19 protein-coding genes are annotated in these 19,640 nt (G+C 50.1%); 2 read left to right on the top strand and 17 right to left on the bottom strand.

Translation table 11 applies throughout. The features are described from left to right. Positions 1 to 8: 8 nt before the first annotated feature. The 8 genes from murG to FD07_RS03475 form a co-directional block, all read right to left on the bottom strand. Complete coding sequence (gene murG, locus FD07_RS03440) at positions 9 to 1,103, bottom strand: undecaprenyldiphospho-muramoylpentapeptide beta-N-acetylglucosaminyltransferase (RefSeq protein WP_020088814.1); 1,095 nt, start codon at positions 1,101 to 1,103, stop codon at positions 9 to 11. Then, entirely contained in the window at positions 1,104 to 2,483 is a 1,380-nt protein-coding gene (murD, locus tag FD07_RS03445) for a UDP-N-acetylmuramoyl-L-alanine--D-glutamate ligase (RefSeq protein ID WP_020088815.1), read from the bottom strand. It abuts the gene before it with no gap. A 759-nt stretch (positions 2,484 to 3,242) separates the two neighbouring features. After that, entirely contained in the window at positions 3,243 to 4,214 is a 972-nt protein-coding gene (gene mraY, locus FD07_RS03450; protein WP_033388650.1) for a phospho-N-acetylmuramoyl-pentapeptide-transferase, read from the bottom strand. Between the two features lie 21 nt (positions 4,215 to 4,235). Further along, positions 4,236 to 6,395 (bottom strand): penicillin-binding transpeptidase domain-containing protein, encoded by a 2,160-nt coding sequence (locus FD07_RS03455; protein ID WP_020088817.1) that lies wholly within the window; start codon positions 6,393 to 6,395, stop codon positions 4,236 to 4,238. Continuing rightward, positions 6,395 to 6,796, bottom strand: coding sequence for a cell division protein FtsL (gene ftsL, locus FD07_RS03460; RefSeq protein WP_020088818.1), 402 nt, complete (start codon positions 6,794 to 6,796; stop codon positions 6,395 to 6,397). The genes FD07_RS03455 and ftsL overlap by 1 nt, the downstream gene beginning before the upstream one ends. A 41-nt stretch (positions 6,797 to 6,837) precedes the next feature. Then, the gene (gene rsmH, locus FD07_RS03465; RefSeq protein WP_020088819.1) at positions 6,838 to 7,782 is read right to left on the bottom strand and encodes a 16S rRNA (cytosine(1402)-N(4))-methyltransferase RsmH; all 945 of its coding nucleotides are present in this window, start codon (positions 7,780 to 7,782) and stop codon (positions 6,838 to 6,840) included. Between the two features lie 20 nt (positions 7,783 to 7,802). Then, the gene (mraZ, locus tag FD07_RS03470; RefSeq protein WP_020088820.1) at positions 7,803 to 8,234 is read right to left on the bottom strand and encodes a division/cell wall cluster transcriptional repressor MraZ; all 432 of its coding nucleotides are present in this window, start codon (positions 8,232 to 8,234) and stop codon (positions 7,803 to 7,805) included. A gap of 200 nt (positions 8,235 to 8,434) precedes the next feature. Beyond that, positions 8,435 to 8,788: a DUF3397 family protein gene (locus FD07_RS03475; RefSeq protein ID WP_020088821.1), complete on the bottom strand. Its 354-nt coding sequence runs from the start codon at positions 8,786 to 8,788 to the stop codon at positions 8,435 to 8,437. A 170-nt stretch (positions 8,789 to 8,958) separates the two neighbouring features. Between FD07_RS03475 and FD07_RS12100 the strand changes: the two genes are divergently transcribed. Beyond that, positions 8,959 to 9,075, top strand: coding sequence for a DUF4044 domain-containing protein (locus FD07_RS12100; RefSeq protein ID WP_020088822.1), 117 nt, complete (start codon positions 8,959 to 8,961; stop codon positions 9,073 to 9,075). Between the two features lie 342 nt (positions 9,076 to 9,417). On the opposite strand, the gene FD07_RS03480 is transcribed toward FD07_RS12100, so the two are convergent. The 5 genes from FD07_RS03480 to FD07_RS03500 all read right to left on the bottom strand — a co-directional run bounded on the left by FD07_RS03480 (position 9,418) and on the right by FD07_RS03500 (position 15,285). Next, a complete protein-coding gene (locus FD07_RS03480) occupies positions 9,418 to 9,780 on the bottom strand; it encodes a hypothetical protein (protein WP_020088823.1) in 363 nt (120 codons plus the stop codon). Between the two features lie 110 nt (positions 9,781 to 9,890). Then, entirely contained in the window at positions 9,891 to 12,239 is a 2,349-nt protein-coding gene (locus tag FD07_RS03485; RefSeq protein WP_020088824.1) for an FtsK/SpoIIIE family DNA translocase, read from the bottom strand. Positions 12,240 to 12,266: 27 nt separating this feature from the next. After that, a complete protein-coding gene (locus FD07_RS03490; protein ID WP_020088825.1) occupies positions 12,267 to 12,779 on the bottom strand; it encodes a tRNA (cytidine(34)-2'-O)-methyltransferase in 513 nt (170 codons plus the stop codon). Positions 12,780 to 13,250: 471 nt separating this feature from the next. Next, the gene (locus FD07_RS03495) at positions 13,251 to 14,102 is read right to left on the bottom strand and encodes a methyltransferase domain-containing protein (protein WP_020088826.1); all 852 of its coding nucleotides are present in this window, start codon (positions 14,100 to 14,102) and stop codon (positions 13,251 to 13,253) included. Continuing rightward, positions 14,089 to 15,285 carry an AI-2E family transporter gene (locus tag FD07_RS03500; RefSeq protein WP_020088827.1) on the bottom strand — a complete coding sequence of 399 codons (1,197 nt, stop codon included), beginning with the start codon at positions 15,283 to 15,285 and terminating at the stop codon, positions 14,089 to 14,091. The genes FD07_RS03495 and FD07_RS03500 overlap by 14 nt, the downstream gene beginning before the upstream one ends. Before the next feature lie 89 nt (positions 15,286 to 15,374). Here FD07_RS03500 and FD07_RS03505 point away from each other — a divergent pair, with 89 nt between their 5' ends. After that, positions 15,375 to 16,001 carry a copper homeostasis protein CutC gene (locus tag FD07_RS03505; RefSeq protein WP_020088828.1) on the top strand — a complete coding sequence of 209 codons (627 nt, stop codon included), beginning with the start codon at positions 15,375 to 15,377 and terminating at the stop codon, positions 15,999 to 16,001. A 167-nt stretch (positions 16,002 to 16,168) separates the two neighbouring features. Here the strand turns inward: FD07_RS03505 and FD07_RS12750 are convergent, their stop codons facing one another. From FD07_RS12750 to FD07_RS03525, 4 genes are read right to left on the bottom strand one after another with little or no spacing between them, the layout of a single operon-like run. Continuing rightward, complete coding sequence (locus tag FD07_RS12750; protein WP_020088829.1) at positions 16,169 to 16,990, bottom strand: CatB-related O-acetyltransferase; 822 nt, start codon at positions 16,988 to 16,990, stop codon at positions 16,169 to 16,171. Between the two features lie 58 nt (positions 16,991 to 17,048). Next, the gene (locus FD07_RS03515; protein ID WP_020088830.1) at positions 17,049 to 18,557 is read right to left on the bottom strand and encodes a glycosyltransferase; all 1,509 of its coding nucleotides are present in this window, start codon (positions 18,555 to 18,557) and stop codon (positions 17,049 to 17,051) included. Between the two features lie 27 nt (positions 18,558 to 18,584). After that, complete coding sequence (locus FD07_RS03520) at positions 18,585 to 18,788, bottom strand: hypothetical protein (protein WP_020088831.1); 204 nt, start codon at positions 18,786 to 18,788, stop codon at positions 18,585 to 18,587. Between the two features lie 13 nt (positions 18,789 to 18,801). Further along, positions 18,802 to 19,596 (bottom strand): hypothetical protein, encoded by a 795-nt coding sequence (locus tag FD07_RS03525; RefSeq protein ID WP_020088832.1) that lies wholly within the window; start codon positions 19,594 to 19,596, stop codon positions 18,802 to 18,804. Positions 19,597 to 19,640 lie beyond the last annotated feature (44 nt).

The following is a 19,640-nucleotide window of genomic DNA, read 5'->3' on the forward strand; positions in this document are numbered from 1 at the left end:
TTAGCGTGCTAGTCACGCTTGAGTGATAGAACCACGTCCAAGACCCGGTCCGCAGCATCCGGTACACCCAATTGTTTGGAAGCCACTGCCATATCTTGCCGTAAACCGTCGTCCGTCATCAGTTGATCGGCCTTAGCTACCAGAGTATCCCCGTTCAGATCAGCTTCCTTGATGATCTCAGCGGCCCCCACATTGGCCAACGACTGTGCGTTCTTAGTCTGATGATCAGCGGTTACATATGGGCTTGGAATCAAAATAGATGGAATCCCATCGGCCGTGATTTCCGCGATACTCGTTGCACCAGCCCGACCGACGATTGCGGCCACCTTGGGTAATACTTCTGGCATGTTGGGAATGTACGGCTTAACCACGACGTTGTCGCCAATGGTCGTCGACTTGAGCTGTTCCATCACGCCATCATAACGCTTCTGCCCGGTAACAAAGACAACTTGGTAATCGCGTTGATTAAAAGCTGGGATCGCAGCGACGGTGGCCGCATTGATCTTCAAAGCCCCTTGGGACCCGCCAAAGATCAGCAACGTTGGCACGTCATCTTTTAAATTGTATTCTTGCCAACTAAAATTGCTGACGACCTCAGCGGCTTCCTGAGCCCGTGGATTCCCCGTCTTCACCATTTTACTGGCAGGCAGTTGATCCAACGCGGCATCAAAGACGTACGCGATTCGGTCCACGTACCGACTCAGGAACCGGTTGGTAATCCCAACCACACTGTTCTGCTCGTGAATCATCGTGGGAACGTTCAACCGGCTTGCGGCGTACACGACGGCTCCGGAAACGTAGCCCCCGGTGCCAACCACGACATCTGGCTTGAATTCTTTAATCATCTTCTTGGTCTCATGGACACTCTTTAAGAACAGATAGAGCGTCTTGAAATTGTCTAAGGACAGAGACCGCTTGAAGCCCTGAATCTTCGTTGACTTGAAGGGAATCCCCTTGGCCGGAACGATGCTACTTTCCAATCCCCGTTCGGATCCCACGTAGAGGACCTCGGCGTCAGGATCGCGTTTCTTCAAAGCTTTGATAAGGGCCAGTGCCGGATAAATATGTCCACCGGTACCACCACCCGATACGATTAGTCGCATTTACTTTTCCTCCTGCTTACCCGTCAGGTTCTCAACGGCCTTGATAAAGCGGTCGCCACGAACCTCAAAGTTCGGGTATTGATCCCAGCTGGCATTGGCCGGCGACAGGAGAATGATGTCACCAGGATCACTCAGTTGGTAAGCCACTGGCACACCGGCTTCGGCATTTTCAGCGAACTTAATGGTCTTGATACCAGCCTGCTTTGCTGCATCTTCCAACAGCTTGGCCGTCTGACCGAAGAGCACGATAGCCTTGACGTGTGCCTTAAAGGCGGGCACCATCTTTTCAAAGGTGTAGCCCCGATCCAAACCACCAGCCAGCAAGACCACTGGGGCTTTGAAGCCCTTCAACGCCATCTCGGTTGCTTCCATGTCGGTTGCCTTAGAGTCGTTGTAGTATTGACGGCCCTCGGCCTCTAGCACGTATTGAGTCCGGTGCCGCACACCACCAAAGGTTTTCAGCACACTGACAATGGCTGCCGTGCTGACTCCTTTGATTTTGGCCACAGCAATTGCGGCCAAAGCATTTTCGATGTTGTGATCCCCAGGAACCTTGACGTCACTGGCGGCCATGATCTTTTCGCCACGGAAGTAAAGCTCACCGTCGGCTTCGTAAGCTCCATCCTGCGAGTTATCCTCCCGCGAGAATGGCACAACTTTGGCGGCAGATTGCTTGCTCAGCTCACGCCACTCTGGATTGTCAAAGTTGACCACAAAGTAGTCGTCCGCCGTTTGATTGGCGGTAATCTTCATCTTGGCCGCAACGTAGTTAGCCCGCGTCTTGTGATAATCCAAGTGATTGGAGAAGATGTTGGTCAGGACCGCGATGTGGGGATGAAATTCAGTCGTTCCCACCAACATGAAGCTGGACACTTCCAAAACCAGAGTGTCATCGGCTGTGACCTCTTGGGCAACCTTACTGGCCGGAACACCAATGTTTCCGGCATAAACGGCGCGGCCCGCCTGACGGTCATGATCCAACATCTTTTGAATCATCGTCGTGGTCGTGGTCTTCCCATTGCTGCCAGTGACAGCGACCAATTCGGCCTCAGCGACTTCGCCGGTCAATTCCATTTCTGAAATAATCGGTAGTTTTAAGTCCAGTGCCCGCTTTACAACCGGCACATCGTATGGAATCCCAGGATTCTTCACGATTAAATCGTACCCGGCGTCTAGCAGATCCGGCGTTTGTTCGCCAAGAATCACGTTAAAACCAGCCGCTTTAAGTTCCTGTGCGTCCTGATTTTCTGCCAATGGTTGGACATCACTGACGGTGACCGTAGCCCCCAAACGTTTTAATAATTTTGCTGCATTGGTCCCACTCTTAGCCAATCCCAAGACGAGAACCTTTTTCCCTGCATATGTCGTGATCTGCTTCATAACGCCGTTCGCTCTCCATTCATTTTTAGTGTTACTTATTTTGATATCGTTTATTTCGGGCACATTGTCGCCTGCGGTTGCCAGAGATTCCGCTTGCTGTGGGGACCGGCAAAAGCCTGAGAAGCGGTCTTTTGCCTCGACTTTGAGCCGTGAAGTTCACCCGTCTCAAAGCACGTCCCGCGCTGTAGTTTGGCAAAAGAACGCCAAACAACACCGCCGTCACAGCTAGCTACACCTCTGGCCCCCTCCGGCTAAGCTAATTGTGCCCAAATTAATCCTAGCAACCTTCATTCAGAGCATTTTACCAGGAGACAATGACTGACTTTACTAGCCAACAATCTCATCGAGACACCTATAAAAGATGAGTACCCCAAATTTGGCACTATCTCTAGTTTATCAGGTTCGCTGACTTATCTCACTAAATCTGCCAAAATCTACAAGAAATCTTCGATATTCAGTGATTTTTAGGGCAATGCTGGCAAATTACCGATGGTTAGCAGTTAATTCCCTGTGAGGATCTCCTAAAAAGCCGCTGAGCCCGTTCCGGTAAATTCATGGTTAACTGGACCACCATCCCCACTAAGTAGCTGTAGCAAGCCAATATAGCACATACTGTCACCACCAACACCATTGTTGAGCAAAGTCAACGAATAGTGTACGGCGTGGGCCCCACTTATCTTGCCTCAGCCAAACCGGCAGTGGACGAAAAAAGGCTAGCTTGGCCCTAACGAGCAAGCTAGCCCATTAGTCGTCCAGTCGTTAGTTGGCTAAGATGGCCCAGACACCCGTCAACGCGGTAACCAAGCCAATTCCCCAGAAAGTCAGGTCGATCTTCCATTCACTCCAACCCTTCATTTCGAAGTGGTGGTGAATCGGACTCATCAGGAAAATTCGCTTGCCCGTCAACTTGAATGAGGCAACTTGCAACATAACACTCGCCGTCTCAATCACAAAAATCAAACCGATCCACAGCAGGGACAGTTCGTGATGCAACAGAATTGAAACTGCTGCTAAAGCCCCACCAAGGGCTAACGAACCGGTATCACCCATAAAGATCTTGGCTGGCTTGTGATTAAAGATGAGAAAACCGAGAAGACTGCCGACTACGGCAAAACAAAAGATAGCAATGTTAATTTGGTGTTGTTGGTAAGCCACGATACCGTAGGCCGTAAAGGCGATACTAGCCAACCCACTGACCAAGCCGTCTAACCCATCCGTTAAGTTCACAGCGTTAGAGAACCCAACCAACCAAATAATAATGAAAACGGCGTACCAGCCACTCATATGCCAGTCGCCCAAGCCCGGTACGTGCAAAGCCATCGGCAACTGTTCGTGGGTGTAGACCCAGAACAGGATCAGTGCGCCCACAATCTGGCCAAGTAATTTTTGCCACGCCTTAAGGCCTTCGTTCTGGCGATGGAACAATTTAATGCTATCGTCCCAAGCACCTAACGCCCCATAGAGCACCAAGATAAAGAGTAAAATCCAGGTGGTGGAGAGCACATGGTGTGGCGCTAACGCCCAACTGGTAACCAGCGTCATCACCACAATCGCGATGATGTACAGCAAGCCCCCCATCGTCGGTGTTCCGGACTTTTTCTCGTGCCAAGTTGGTCCCTCTTCACGAATCATTTGCCCTTCATGCCGGGCTCGGAAGTATCGAATCAGTGATGGCATAAACGCCACGGTAATTATAAATCCACCCAACAAGGGCACTACTACATTCATCATTCTCTTTCTCAATCCTCATTCTTATTTATTTTGTTTCAAAGTCACCGTTAACGTCGCACCGGAAGCGACGGTGGTTCCCGCCTTGATACTTTGCTTCGTGACGTAACCATCCCCGGTAACGTTAAGTTTTAATCCTTCAATCTGGGCTAATTTTACCACATCGCCCTTCGACCAGCCCGTCAAGCTCGGTAAAGCCACGGTGCCTCCCGTGTTCAGGAAGACCCGCTGATTCTTATACAACGTGGTTCCCGCCGAAACGGATTGCTTCGTGACCTTATTCCCATTTCCGAGCAAGGTGACCGTTGCACCGGCCTTGGTCAGTGCATTCGTCGCTACCGTTACAGTCCGACCAGCAACTAATGGCATCTTGGAGACCTTAGTCGTCTTGGCCTCGGTGTCCTCTTGCAAGGCCCGTGCCATGACAGGTTTCATGATAGAAGCCAGCAGTTGTGTGGCGGTCTTACTCCCTAATTGCGGTTGTTTCATCGTGATATACATGACGTACTTGGGATGACTTGCAGGAACCATAGCCGCTACGGAATAGAGGTAGTTGTCATCGCCTGACAGGTACCCTTTCCCGTTGCTGACCTGAGCGGTACCGGTCTTAACGGCGACCCGCTCCCCACTCATCTTATAGTCACTCCCAATACCATAACTCTTATAGACAACATCTTCCATATGTTTCCGAACAGTTTTTGCCGTTTTGGCCGAAATGGGGTTACCCACAACGGTCGGGGAATACTTCTTGACGGTCTTGTTGGTATTGGGGTCCGTTACCTTACTGATCACGTAAGGCTTCATCATCTTCCCATCATTGCTGACGGCAGTTAAGCCCTGCAGCATCTGAAAGGCAGTGACCTGAATCCCTTGACCAAACGCGGTATCAGCCTGTTCAATCGGCCGCTGGAAGGCAATACTCCCGCTCATTTCACCGGGTAACCCAGAGTTGGTACTCTTCAGGAAGCGGAAGCGATCGATGTACTTCTTCCACGTCTTGGCACCCATTTGCTGTTCCAGATGGGCCATCGCAACGTTACTAGAGAGGGCAAACCCCTTATCATAGGTAATCGTCCCCCACCCAGCCGTATTCCAGTCAGGAACGGTCTGATTACCAATAGCGTATTTCCCAGATTGATAGGTGGCATTCCCATTGTAATTGCCGCTATCAATAGAGGAAGCCAGCGTAAAGACCTTCATCGTTGATCCAGGTTCGTAAGCATCCTGAACCAGTGTGTCCCGCCAGATGTCGCCTAGTCCCTGTTTCGTGCTGGCATTAAACGTCGGCCGTTGCGTGGCGGCGAGGATGGCTCCGGTCTTAGCATTCATCAACACGGCATTCATCGAGTTGGCCTTGATCTGGTTCTGAACGCTACTCATTTCAGTTTCTAATAGCGTCTGCAACCGGGTATCCAGTGTCGTATACACGTTGTCCCCGTTCTTAGCCTTCTTGGATTTTTGCTTAGTTCCAGGGAGCTGGTAACCGTACATATCCTTCTTGATTTTCTGTGACCCATTCGTCCCGGTCAATTGCCTGTTGAAGGCTTGTTCGATGCCCATTGACCCCGTCAGTGTCGTCTGACCCTTATCATTGGTCTTGGCCTGAGCTAGGCCCACCAGATGAGAGGCAAACGTTCCATTGGGATAGAGGCGAGATTCCTGCTGAATGAAGTTGACCCCACTCAGATGTTCCTTTTGAATCTTCTGCTTGGTGGTCAGTGAAATATTCTGACCCGCCGTTCCAAATTCCACCTGGAAAGGGTTCCCGGAGCTGGGATTCAGGATTTTTAACGCCTTGTCGCGGCTGATTGGCAGATTCTTTGCCAGAACGGTCGCAATCTTTTCTTTATTAGTGGCATACAATTTCTGCCCGTCCACACTCTTCTGCCGCTTATCCAGCACCACGTAAAGTGAGTACACGCTGGTATCTTCGGCAATCGCCTGCCCGTTGGCATCGTAAATGGTTCCCCGTTTGGCCTTGAGGGTCTCGTTGGCCGTATAGAGCTTCTGCGCGGAAGCACTCAGGTTAACGTTCTGAACCTTCTTGCCAATGGAGATATACGAAAAGCGACCAACGATGAGTATAAAAACAGCAATGAAAAGGAAAAACAGAAACTGGCCAACGTACTTCCGGTTCCTGCGGGGTTGCTTATTCATCATTTGTCGCTTATTTGGATCTTTCATTATTTGTTTACATTCCTTATGCGGTCATTTTGGAGAGATAGACCTTGCTTTTTGGCAATTTTATCAAGTCGGCTCCGACTCTGCAACTCATTTATTTGTTGTTGCTTGTTGGTGTTGCGATTGGTATAGGTCGTCACAGCATTGTTGACGCTTTGCAGTTCATGCTGGGCGTTGCTCATTGAGATCTTGGCAGAAACGACACAGACCATGAGCACGGCTAAAACAAGGCCGCACACGGTCATCAAACATTTTTCAAATTTCGAAACCGGTAACTTTTGGCTGTTAGGGTTGCCTTGAGGCTGAACCTGAGGTTGCGCCTGGCGTTGCGGCTGCTCTATGTTTGGGCGTTGTTGGGGTTCCGGTGTTAGGGGAACCGCTTCAGCTAAATTATTTTGCGCCATAATTGATCATCATCCTATGTCAATATTTAGTGATTGGTTTACTATTTAACTTTTTCTAAAATTCGTAATTTGGCGCTATGTGCGCGGTGGTTCGCGGCCAACTCTTCCTCGGAAGGCGTGATTGGTTTGCGGTTAACCAGCTTATAGTTGGGCTGCAAATTATCAGGAATCACCGGAATACCGTGGGGGAGTTCTGGTAATGAAGAGTTTTCACGAAACATGGTTTTAACAAGTCGGTCTTCCAACGACTGGAAGGTAATGACGCTGACCCGGCCGTTCAGAGCCAGCAGGCCAATCGCCTGTTCCAGGGAGTCCTCAAGGGCCCCTAACTCATCGTTAACGGCAATTCGAATCGCCTGAAAGACCTTTTTAGCGGGATGACCGCCGTGCCGACGAGCGGCAGCGGGAATCCCTTCCTTGATGATTTCAACCAACTGACCCGTCGTATCGATAGGTGCGGTGGCCCGGTGACGCTCGATAGCTCTGGCAATTGGCTTAGCGAACTTCTCTTCACCGTAACGATGGAAGATCCGCATCAAGTCGTTGAATTCCCACTCGTTGACCACGATCCACGCGGTCAGCTTGGCACTCTGATCCATCCGCATATCCAGTGGCGCATCGTGTTGGTAGCTGAACCCACGGTCGGCTTCATCAAATTGCGGTGAAGAAACACCGAGGTCGTAAAGAATCCCATCGACCTCGGTAATGTTCCGGGCGTTCAGTTCCTCTTTAATCTGACGGAAGTTGTTCTTGATAAAAGTCAACTTCCCAGCTTCAACGTACTTTTTTAAATGTTCTTGATTGTAAGTAATGGCTGTCTGATCCTGGTCAAATGCATAGAGATGGCCCGTTGTTAACTGATCCAGAATGTGTTGGCTATGTCCGCCTCCACCGAGAGTGCAGTCAACGTAGGTGCCCGTTGGCTTGATGGCTAACCCCGCCACTGCTTCATTTAACAAAACCGTTACATGATGAAAGTCTTCCATGAACACTCTCCCTTCCTGAGCTACATCCCGAAGTCGATTAAATTTTCGGCGATATCGTCGAAATCTTCTTCGGCGGCGGTGGAGAACTTGTCCCACCGTTCTTGACTCCAAATTTCAAAGCGATTAGCCACGCCAACGATGACGCATTGTTTAGACAACGCAGCGTGGTCCTGTAAGGACTTCGGTAAGTTGATTCGCCCCTGTTTATCCAGCTCGCACTCCGTCGCAGCGGAGTAGAAGAAGCGGACAAAGGCCCGAGCGTCCTTACGATTTACTGGCAAGGCTTTCAATTTTTCCTGCAGCGCTGCCCACTCAGACATTGGATAGCCGAATAAACAACCATCCATGCCCCGGGTCACTACAAATTGTTCGCCAAGCTGCTCCCGAAATTTTGCGGGAATAATGAGCCGGCCCTTGGTATCGATTGAATGTTCAAATTCGCCCATGAACATGGCCATTACCCCCTATTTGTAACTATTGTCAAGTTTACCACATGCCCCCACTTTCTACCACAACGTTTCCGAATTTTTATAAATTTCCCCACAAAGCTTAAAAAAGCCGCGGCGAACATCTGTTCACCGCGGCTGAAAGCCCTTCATATTTCACCAAAAAACTGGTTCCATAATCAAAATTATTAATATTTATGCATTAGCTAACTAATTACAAGTAAAAAGCATACAATGAATCCCAGCAACCAATACAGGTCAGTTAAGCGCCAGAAAGTCTTAAAAAAGCTACTGTATAGGATTTCGTGGTTCCGCACGGCCTGCATGACCGCAACGATAATGCCCACAGCCATCCAGCCGATAACCAGCCAGGGCATAATCAGTCCCGAACCGGCCGGAATCAGGTTCAGCGCCCCCAACAAAAAGAGCGGCGCCATAAGGTCCCAGGTACTGAGCCCCTTCGGCCAGCGCTTCCGCAACAAGGTCTTTGCACCCCGAATTAACAAGAACCCAATCGCCAGAATTGCGAGTTGGCCACCCGGCGATGTCCAAAACTTCATTTTACTTCCCCCCACTGCTAGTCTTCGTTATATTATAGAGATTTCGGCGACTACATGCAATTCGGAATTGTAACAACTCCTTGACAAGTTGGCTATAGCTGTTGCATTTCGAGCGGCGCCACGGTAAACTAGTTGAGTAAAATGGGACGTAAAGAGGTGGCTATTCACGTATGGAAAAGAAAAAGAAATCAACATTCCAAAAGATTCTCAACGTTTTTGTTTGGATCATGATCATCGCAACGATTGGGTCACTTGTTTTCGGTGCCATTACCGCATTCATGAACTAGTTAATGCTACGAGGCATCCTGCACAGTTAAAATACTGTGACAGGATGCCTTTTTATTTTTGCATAATATCCACAATCTGTGGTTGAACTGACAGGGCGTCACAGCCCGTCAGATTTAACCGAAAAGCCAGTTATTTCTGCTTGTGATTATGTTAACTAAGTGAATTAACTAAATTTGCTCCTCGGCACTAGCAGCTTTTTCTCGCAAGCTCCTAAAACCTCTCCAGTTTTCTCAGATCATAACTAATTTGTTTCCCACTAATTAAAAAAAGTGCTAACTACACCTGCCGATCACTCAGACACGTTTAGCCAACGCCTTTATTTTTTGAGAGTTTTACCGCTTCTACTGACAATCGACCAACGCCCCCAACTGCTGTGCGATAGCTTGTCGGTTAGGCACCGGCTTTTCGATAGCGGTTAAGAGTTCACCAGCAATCTTATCGACTACGACGGCTAAGTCACCTGGCACCGATGATGCGTACAGTCGGAGTAGTGCCTGCAAACTGCGAAAGTCCGTCTGCCACTGCATGTCGCGCTGTGAGTTGTTCACAAGACTTTTCGTCAGTCGTTGAATATTCTGATTGATGCACTGCCGCGTCGTTCGTTCCTTTTTCTTTGTCTGGCCATCCGGCAAGAAGACTGCCACAACCGTGGAGAGTCGTTCACCGATGTCTTCGACCCAGTTACTCCTCGTTCCCCAGTCCATAGAAAAAGCCTCCCCCATTTAGTTAATAGGATACGCCCATTAACAATGCCGGCCAACGATTGCGACGGCTACGAGGAGACTTGGTAAAGTTATTTGGTTAAGTCACAAGACTATTCAGATGAATCCGGCTGGTCGGCCGAACTGTCGGGTTGCTTGTAAACCTGACGGGGCTTGCTGCCCTCCTGCGGACCAATGTAGCCACGCTGTTCCAGATCATCCATGATCCGGGCCGCCCGGTTATAGCCGATACGGAATCGCCGTTGCAGGAGCGACGTGCTGGCCTTCTGCTGATCGACAACGAATTTTAACGCATCATCGAAGAGCTCATCGTCGCTGTCACCGGCCTCTTCCTGTTGAATTTCCTCATCCGTGACCATCATGTCTTCATCGTAATCCGCAGTCTGTTGCTGCTTGATGAAATCAACCACGTTCGTCACGTCCTCATCAGGGATAAAGGCCCCTTGGACCCGGACTGGCGAGTTGGCGTCGACCGGTTGATAGAGCATGTCCCCCCGACCGAGCAGCTTTTCTGCCCCGTTGGTATCGAGGATCGTCCGCGAATCAATTCCGCTGGACACGGCAAAGGCAATCCGCGATGGCACGTTGGCCTTGATTAGGCCGGTAATGACGTCAACTGAAGGCCGTTGCGTCGCCAGAATCATGTGGACCCCAGCAGCCCGACCCATTTGTGCCAGCCGAATGATGGCGTCTTCCACTTCATTGGAAACGGTCATCATCAAGTCAGCCAGTTCATCGACGACGACCACAATGTATGGCAAGGTTGGTCGCGCCTGATCATCCTCGGCGTTCGCCTTCTGGACAAAGGCATTGTAGGTTGAGATCTTTCGCTGTCCAAACTGTGAAAAGAGTTCGTAGCGTCGTTCCATTTCGGCCACAACCTTATGCAACGCCCGCGCTGCTTTCTTCGGTTCGGAAACCACCGGTGTCAGCAGGTGCGGAATCCCATTGTACACGCTGAGCTCAACCTTCTTTGGATCAATCAGCATCAGCTTGACTTGATCCGGCCGTGCATTCATTAAAATACTGGTAATGATGTCATTGATAGCCACCGACTTCCCACTCCCAGTCGCTCCGGCAATCAGAAGATGGGGCATCTTGGTGAGGTCCATGCTGACAACCTGGCCAGTAACGTTACGACCCAGTGGTACCTGTAACGGCTTATTCGGATGTGGTGGCTGAGCTTCGACCACGTCTCTAAAGGCCACAGTCGAAACTTCCTTATTGGGCACTTCGATCCCAATCAAAGACTTCCCGGGAATCGGCGCTTGGATCCGAATTCCTTTAGCCGCCAAAGCCAACGCGAGGTCATCCGCCAAATTCACAATGCGTGAGACCTTGACCCCAATGGCTGGGTGCAATTCATACTCAGTCACAGAGGGTCCTAAGCTGACGTTCTTCACCTCAGCATCCACGCCAAAACTATCTAGCGTCTGCTTCAGGATCTTGGTATTGGCATCAATAGCGTTGACCTCATCCGTCTGGTCAGTTGGCGGAACCTGTTTTAACAGGTCGGCCGTTGGTAACTGGTAGTTCGGATCGACCGGCGTACTGTTGACTAGGCTAGCCTCCGTGTCGTCGGCGTCACCTGCATCCGCTGGTGCCGCACTGGCCGGCGCCTTAGGCTGCTCATTAGCCACCGTAATGTGATAGCTGGGTTCCGGTGCGGCTGATTTTGCCGCCGCATGGGGCGTCGGCAAATCCTTGGCATCCGGATCCGTTGGCGTCGTGATGGCTGGCTTGGCCGGTTTGGCCGCTGTCCGCTTTTCACGCCGTTGCTGTACCTTTTCGTTGCCCCGTTTCAAGGCATCACTACTGGCTTGAACACCGTGGTGCAGCGTCTGCCAAATTGTCTGAAACCAGCGTTGAATATCGGCGAAGGGAATCTGAAAGAAGACGATGACCCCGCCGACCATAATCAGCCAGGAGGCAACCTGGGCCCCCACCAGAGCGATCAACCAAGCCACGATGCTCAGTTCAAATGCCCCGATGGCACCACCACCGAGCTGTGAGGTCAACCCGCCACTCCACAGATCGGCAAGACCGGCCTGCCAGGTGGTCGCAAAAAATTGGCTGTGTTGATCAACCTCAATGAAGTGATTGGCGGTAATCCAAAGCAGCCAACCACCGTAGACCAACCCACCGCCAATCCAATAATGGCCCTTTAACTGCGGCAGGACACCGGTAATGGCCAACGCCGCACCAAGCGCTCCAATCAGAACCAACCCGAACTGATAAGTATCCCCAATGAACAGACGAATTAGGTTGGCCCACAGCGTTCCCAACAAGCCCAAGTTAAAGAGCCCTAGTGCCGCTAATGCTAGTAACACCAGACCAATCACGTTGCTTGTGTATGGAAAAGGCTGCTTTTTCGTTGTCCGCCGCTTAGTCGGCTTACGTTTAGTTGGCCGACGCCGTGACGTCTTTCGTTTCGTAGCCAAGAAGCGGCCCCCTTTCGTTTTTTAAGATTATTTCAGCTTGTCATGTGGATACTTGTGCACCCGTTCCAACTTTGGAAATTGCTGTTGCCGCAAGACTTCGTAAATCACGATTGCCGCTGAATTAGATAAGTTTAACGCCCGAATGTGGGTGTCGTCCTGTGGAATCCGAATACATTTCTCGGCGTTCTTCCGCATGAAGGGTTCTGGTAATCCCGTGGTCTCCTTACCGAATAAGAAATAATGATCATTATCGTTCAGACTGTAATCGGGTTCGGTATAGTCCTGATCCGCAAATTTTGACACTAAGTAAAGTTGGGTTGGATCGGGAATCGACTCCAAGAATTCTGGTAAGTTTTCATGGTACCGCACGTCTACTTTATCCCAGTAATCCAGACCCGCTCGCTTCAAATGGGCATCGTCTACTGAGAATCCCAAGGGCTTGATCAAATCTAAAATGGTATCAGTCCCCGCACACGTCCGGGCAATATTTCCCGTGTTAGCGGGAAAAAGTGGTTCAAATAAGGCAATATGGTTAGTCATACTCTCTCTCCGTTCTGTCTATCAAACATTCGTTCTGTTCCATCATTATAGCCATTCTGGTAGGCTTTTGACAAGGGTCCAAATTTAGCATCGTTATCGCTGGAGCCAGCCGTGACGATGGTGTAAGTCCGGGTGCCTGCTTCATCTCGAACTTACACCATGGGATGACCTTGAAGCCACACGATCTTGTGTGGCTTCAAGGCAAGTCGGAAGCCCGCTCCATGGCTGCAGACAGCCTCCACAGCGAGCAGAATTCTGGCAAGCGCAGGCGATATTTTTAACCCAACCGTAGCGCAGAAAAAAAGCAGTTCCTCGGTGTGGGCACGGCGAGGGGCTGCTTTAGTGAAGTGCTACTTGTCAGTCGCTAACAGCTTACACTGATATCGACCGCCAAACGATTTCTCATTGGTAAATATAACACCGCTCTGTCAGGTTCGCAAGCCTTTTGCGTAAGATTCTTTAACGTTTCACCTAATTCACTTGCGTACTTAACAAGGTCACATCGACCGTGATGTGTGCGAACGGGTTGGCCTTGACCTGCGCCAATTGGGTCTCGTCAGCACCCCAGTGCATCGGGGTCATCAGCATGAGATCGGCAAATAGCTCGGCCGGAACTGGGACCTGATAACGAATCCGTTGCGCGGTTGCTTCCGGATAATGTTGCTTGAATAGGCCCAAGACATTTCCGTTATCGTAGGTTGCGTGGGCACTGCCTGCGGGGAAAATAGCCTGGCGCAACTCAATCAGATAATCCGCATTCGGAATCACCTTTAATAAACGACCACCCGGCGCAATCACCCGATTGAATTCCTTGTAAGCCGATGGTGAAAACAGGTCCAGTACCGTGGTAAAGGCCCCATCGCTAAACGGCATCTGGGCCAGGTCGGCCACGCAGAAGAAAGCGGGCCCACCAAGCTGTGTGGCTAAATTTATACCGGGCTTGGATAGGTCGAAACCAATCGCTGTATCGCGGTTATCGCGACGCTGTAAAACATCCACCAACGGCGTTCCTTCGCCACACCCGACATCTAAAATTGTTTGGGGACTGGCCGGCATTTGCGCAGCAAACTCTTCAGTGATCCCGGAAAAGAGACCTGCTTGTAGCATGCGGCGTCGAGCGGCTAACATGTCATTGTCATATTCACTCTCGACGGCCCGCTGCATGAAATACAGGGTTCCCTTCTTCGAGAGGTCAACGTTGTGGCCGTGTGGACAGACCAGGCTATGGCCGTCAACGTGATCGTATGGGGCCAAGCATACGGGACAGCGAAATAAGTTTACATGGGTCGTTAGGAACGCGGCCGCTTCATCAATCTTTTTCATCAGGTGTCGTTTCTCCTTGTTCAGTCACGGGTGCTGGCGCTTCCTCTGCTTCATCGTAGCCGCCTACAAATTGGCGGTACCACTGGAAGCTTTCGGTTGCGATGACGCGAATCACGGCGTATCCAGGAATTCCTAGGATCACACCGAGGACGCCAAAAGCCTTCCCGGAAATCAGTAAAATAAAAATAATCGTTAATGGATGAATCTTGAGTGAGCTCCCCAGGACAAGGGGGGAAATGAATCGGCCTTCCAATGTCTGTTCAACGATGAAGACAATCAGGACCTTCACCAACATCCACGGGGAAACAAAGGCAGCAACCACTACGGCTGGCACCATGGCCAGGAAGGATCCCAGGTAAGGGACCAAGTTCAGGACCCCCGCGAGGATTCCCAGCAGTAAGGCGAAGCGCAAGCCAATAATCAGAAAACCAACGTAGAACAACATCGCAACGATAAAAGCCACGATCAATTGTCCCCGCACATAGTTACTGACTTGGCGATTCATTTCAACTAATAAATGTTTGGCCGATTGCCGATGCTTGATCGGTAAAATTTTAGCCAGGTGATCTGGTAGTTGATGGCCATCTCGCAGGAGATAAAACAGAACGAATGGCGCGGTGATCACCCCCACCGCAATCGAGACAACCCGACTGACGATGCCACCGACCGAGCTGACCGTGCTCTGTGCGAGGCCAGAAACGGCTGCGGAAGAGCTGTCGGACAGTTGTTGGTTGAATTGATCCAGTTGTGCCTTCAGACCACTCAGACGGTCATCTTGGAGCCATGTCGAGACCATTCCGGTGGCATCCCGCCAATAGTGAGGCCACTCGGCGATCAGGGTCGTCAATTGCCGTTGGACCATTGGAATCAGACTACCGATTCCCCAGACCAACAGTAGCGCAATAATGATGAAAAGCCCCAGAATCGACCAAAGCCGTCCGACACGGTGCTTTTCTAACCAGTCAACCAGTGGATTTAGTAAATAATAGCCCACCCCGGCAATGATAATGGGTAAACCGGCAATCTGCCAGACCAAAACAAACGGCGTGGCGAGCCATGGGACTTTACTTAACACTAGTAAAATGAGTAAAATAAGAAGCGTAATTGTTAGTATCGAAACTAAACGATTATTTACGACCCAGTTCCAGAACCAGGAACGTGTCTTATGCGTATCTGATTTCAATAACTTCACTCCCGTTAATTGAGTGCGTTCATTGTACCATACCGTTAGTGCCATTGACGAATTTCTAACTTGAGAAAGGATTGACGATTTTGCTGTTAGTTGAACCGTTACTAGAGAATTATCCGCAACTCCCCGCTGCTGTCGAGGCTGGTGCCAAACGCGTCGCCTTAGCCGATAACTTAGCAGTTGGCGGCACCACCATTAGTAAGGGGGTCATGGGCGAAGCCGTTCGTTACGCTCATGAACACCAAGTCACCCTAGATGTTGTGATTGCCCCTCGCGGTGGTCACAGCCCTTACGATGACGTCGAATTAAAGATGATGGAGGCCGACCTGCTCGAAGCACAGCAACTCGGTGTGGATGGGGCCATCTTTGGTGCCCTCGATCTTCAACACCACCTCGATCAAGAGGCATTGCGTCCCCTGATTGCAGCTGCTGGTGGGATGACCATGACCTTTAGCACGGCGTTCGATCAGATTCGCCCGCAAGACCGTGGCGCTGCCGTGGATTGGTTAGCCGACCAAGGCTTCGAACACATTCTGAGCACCGGCTTCGCTAATGAGGAACGCTTGGAGGACTGGACGATGACTAAGCGGTTGACGGATTCCGTGGGCATGACCATGATTCCCGCTGGTGTTACTGCCAACGAGATTAAGGCCATCGCCGATCAGTTAGGCACCAACCTCTTCTATGGTAAGAAAGTTTTAGCACTCTAAACGCCAAAGGGCTTCACCGCTTCTAATCAGCGATGAAGCCCTTTTACTATCCGCAAACGCCCGCCAGTCCACGAGTTGCCGCATGCATTATCCTCAGGAGAACCGCATTTCTCGAGAGAAATTCTTCGTGGCTGGCTCTGCCCATCGTTTACATGCCCATTGGTAGACTATTTTTCAAAATTAGCTAACGTCACGACCGACGGCTGGAATGGCTGTAACTGCCCCGCAGCCTGTAGCGCCGCAACCTTATCAATAAAAACGTTAATCTCATCGTCTGATTTAACCGTTGTAAATTGGCCAAAATCATACTGCCACCACCGTAGCGCCAAAAGCCGCTGAATCGTGGCGGGGTCAAAACGATACTTGACGATGCGCGCCGGATTACCAGCGACGACAGCATACGGCGGTACATCCTTGGTGACCACGGCATTGGCCGCGACCACGGCCCCATCGTTAATCGTAATTCCCGACGAAGCGAACGTCACATCTTGTCCGATCCAAACATCATTACCAATAATCACGGGCAGATCAACCGGCGGCATCTCACCCGCAACTTCAAAGGCAGTCGGATGCGTTGTGAGATATGCATTGAGGGCCATACTATGCTGCTCATAGGTCACACTGGATGTCGTAAACCGATGAAGCGGATGGTTGGCCCCCATCCGACTGACCCCCGTGGCAATCGACGTATACCGTCCCACAATCGTATTTACTGGTAACACGCTTCGTGAGTAACTGAACGCGCCCATGGGATAGAGCCGATCACCAACGGGAAACGTCGTATAAGGTTCGAGTGAAATATTTCGACTGACCGTCAGCACCGTTCCTGGCGAATAGCGCACATGCTGACCATTGAGAAAAGTAAAAATCTGGTGCTCACGGAGCAGCGTTGCCACTGCCGGCGTAAACGGGACCAACCGCCGTTTATGCGTGGCTTGATAGGTCAGTTGGTCTTGAAAAAACGTGACACCTTGAATCACGGTAGCCATTTAAATCCCCCCAACTTATTGTGACCACAACAAAGGTCACCGTCCCTGTGGCCGGCAACTAATGTTGATCCTGCAAACTAGTCAACAATGCTCGCCACTTCTCCGTGGTTGCCGCCGCTGTGTAACGTTTAGCGAGTCGCAGGCTGTTCTTCATATAGGTCTTCTGTAACTTTGCATCGCGCAAATACGAGCGAACCTTCCAATAAAGAATATCCACGTTATCGCGTTCGACTAGGTTACCGTTAACGCCATCCTCAATCATTTCGGTTGGTCCATAACGAATGTCATAACTAATGACGGGTACCCCAAAACTCAACGCTTCCAGGGTCGCCAATGAGAATCCTTCTTCATTACTCGTCACCATTTCCAGTGAGGCCTGAGCGTATTCAGCGGAAAGATCCGTTACAAATCCCCGGAAGAAAACGTGTTTCGCTAAGTCATGGTCGGCCACGTAATCGCGCAATTGTTGCTCATCGGCCTGCCCGCCAAAACCAAACAGGTGAAGTTCGACATCAGGAAATTCATCGACTAACCGTTCGACCACTTTAATCTGGTGAAGCACCTGCTTTTCCGGTGAGAATCGCGCAACCCCAATAATTCGATGTGGCTGCTTTTTTCGTAGGCTAACTTTATTCGCTTGGATGTACCCCACTGGAATGACGTCGATCGGTGGTAATTGATCAAATCTGGCCAATAGATCCTGCTTCTGAAGGGCTGTTGAGACCACGAATCGGTCAAATTTCTCCGGTTGCGATAACGGCACCCGGTAGGAACTCTTCAGTTTGGACCCCACGACGTCGGTTTGTTCACGGGCGTGCGTACTATGGAAGACCGCACACACCTTAACATTAGCGGCGGTGTTCGCCATCGCCTGCCCAATATACCCATTCTTATCGCAGAAATAAGCATCGCCATCTTCATATAGCGTGTTGAAGAAAAAGGTCTGGAACTCCTCCTCGGTATCGAAGAACCAATCACGTTGTTGAAAATCCTTCAGAATAATCCGCTTCAGCACCGTCTTCCCATCAATCTCACGATAGGTCCGTTCAATTTTGACCTGACCCTCACGATTGTAAAAGATCTCGGCCTGAACCCGCTGTTGCTCCTTTAAGAACTTAGTCTGGCTCAGAAAGCCACGTGAATCATAGAGGTCCCGTTTGATCTTCTGGTGATCACTATCGAAGTAATTTACGTAGTCTGGGCGCTGATACTCCTTATCGTTGAAGTGCACGTATGCCACATAACGATCTTGCTCATCAAAAATCCGAATATCTGGCGCGATATCCACGAACTCTAAGCGAAAGTGACAAGTCGTTTCCCAGTAATCCACCCAGTCTTTAGCCGGAGCTAGTTGATCGTCAGTTGCCTCCTGAAAGTAGTCATAGAGCGTGAAGCACTGACCCTCTAAACCGAACTTGGCCGCGTTGGCATGGATTTTAGGATTGTATTTCGTGTAGATGCAGCGTGCAGGCCAACCTGCATCTGCAAATAACTTGATTCGGTTGACTTGGGCCTTCTCGATACCAGTCAACTTGGCATTCAAATACGCCCCCACAAAGTAATTCATCCTACTACCCCCAATTCGAATTCACCGTTAAATTTCCCACGGATACTTGCCATTCGCATCCTTTTTAGTATGTTTCATCATGTATTCTGTCTTCTCATCCATGCGCTTGCGAGTCTTCTTTTTATTATGATGGCGCACGACCAAGACTACGATCCCCAATACAATGTAAATAGACATTCTGATAAACATTTGAACTTTCTTGTAGGCAAAAATATTCGCTAAGATAATCATTGGCCGTCGCCTCCTAATATTTGTAGTTGTCGTAGTTAATCAAACCTGATAGGAAATGCTCACAATCATCGATACGGGTCCGAAAATGGTCGTTACGCGTGAAGAAGCCCCCGTAAAACTTACTTGGGCGATAGAAGAACATCGCCACTTCAGGCTCAAAGGCCCCGGTTACTAATTCATGCTCGGCTCGCCGTTGCCAGACTTCCCGTAGATGCTGCACGTCATACTTTTCCAGTAAGTCTTCGTTATCCGTCCGCCGAATAACATCGATCAGCCGCACCGTAGCATTCAATAACTCCAGCCGGGTCGGGTGTGGGCTAACCTGGGCCTCAATGAAGCCTAAGTTACTGAAGGCATTTTTCAACCCCATCGCCATGTAATCTCGGTTGGCAGGGAAAGCATGTACCGCCTCATTTGTCGCGTAAGCAATCCAATGATCATGGTACTTGCCGAAATCATTTTCAACCATAAAGTTCAGCGTCTGTTGTGCCTGTTGACCAATGTCGGCATCACCAGTTAATTCGAACAACCGAATCAGAGCGAAGGCAATTTCTCCTTCGTAATAGATAATCCGAAAACTATCCTTAACCGTCAAATCGGGGTTCAAGACGTGATTGAAACGACCCGTTGGCTGGCGGAAAGCAACGACTCCACGAAAAGCTTGACGGGCAACCGTTTCAAACTGCGAATCCTTAGCGACCTCTTGATACTTGCACAATGCGAGAATCAACATGGCCTGTGCGCCCAATTTGATTTCTGGCGTGCCATTCTTGGGGTGTTCAATCGCAAAGCAAGCATCATCTTTCACTACTGTCAGATGCGCAATCTGGGCCTAGAATAAAAAGTGTACAA

Source organism: Levilactobacillus parabrevis ATCC 53295, assembly GCF_001434055.1.
Classification (GTDB): Bacteria; Bacillota; Bacilli; order Lactobacillales; family Lactobacillaceae; genus Levilactobacillus; species Levilactobacillus parabrevis.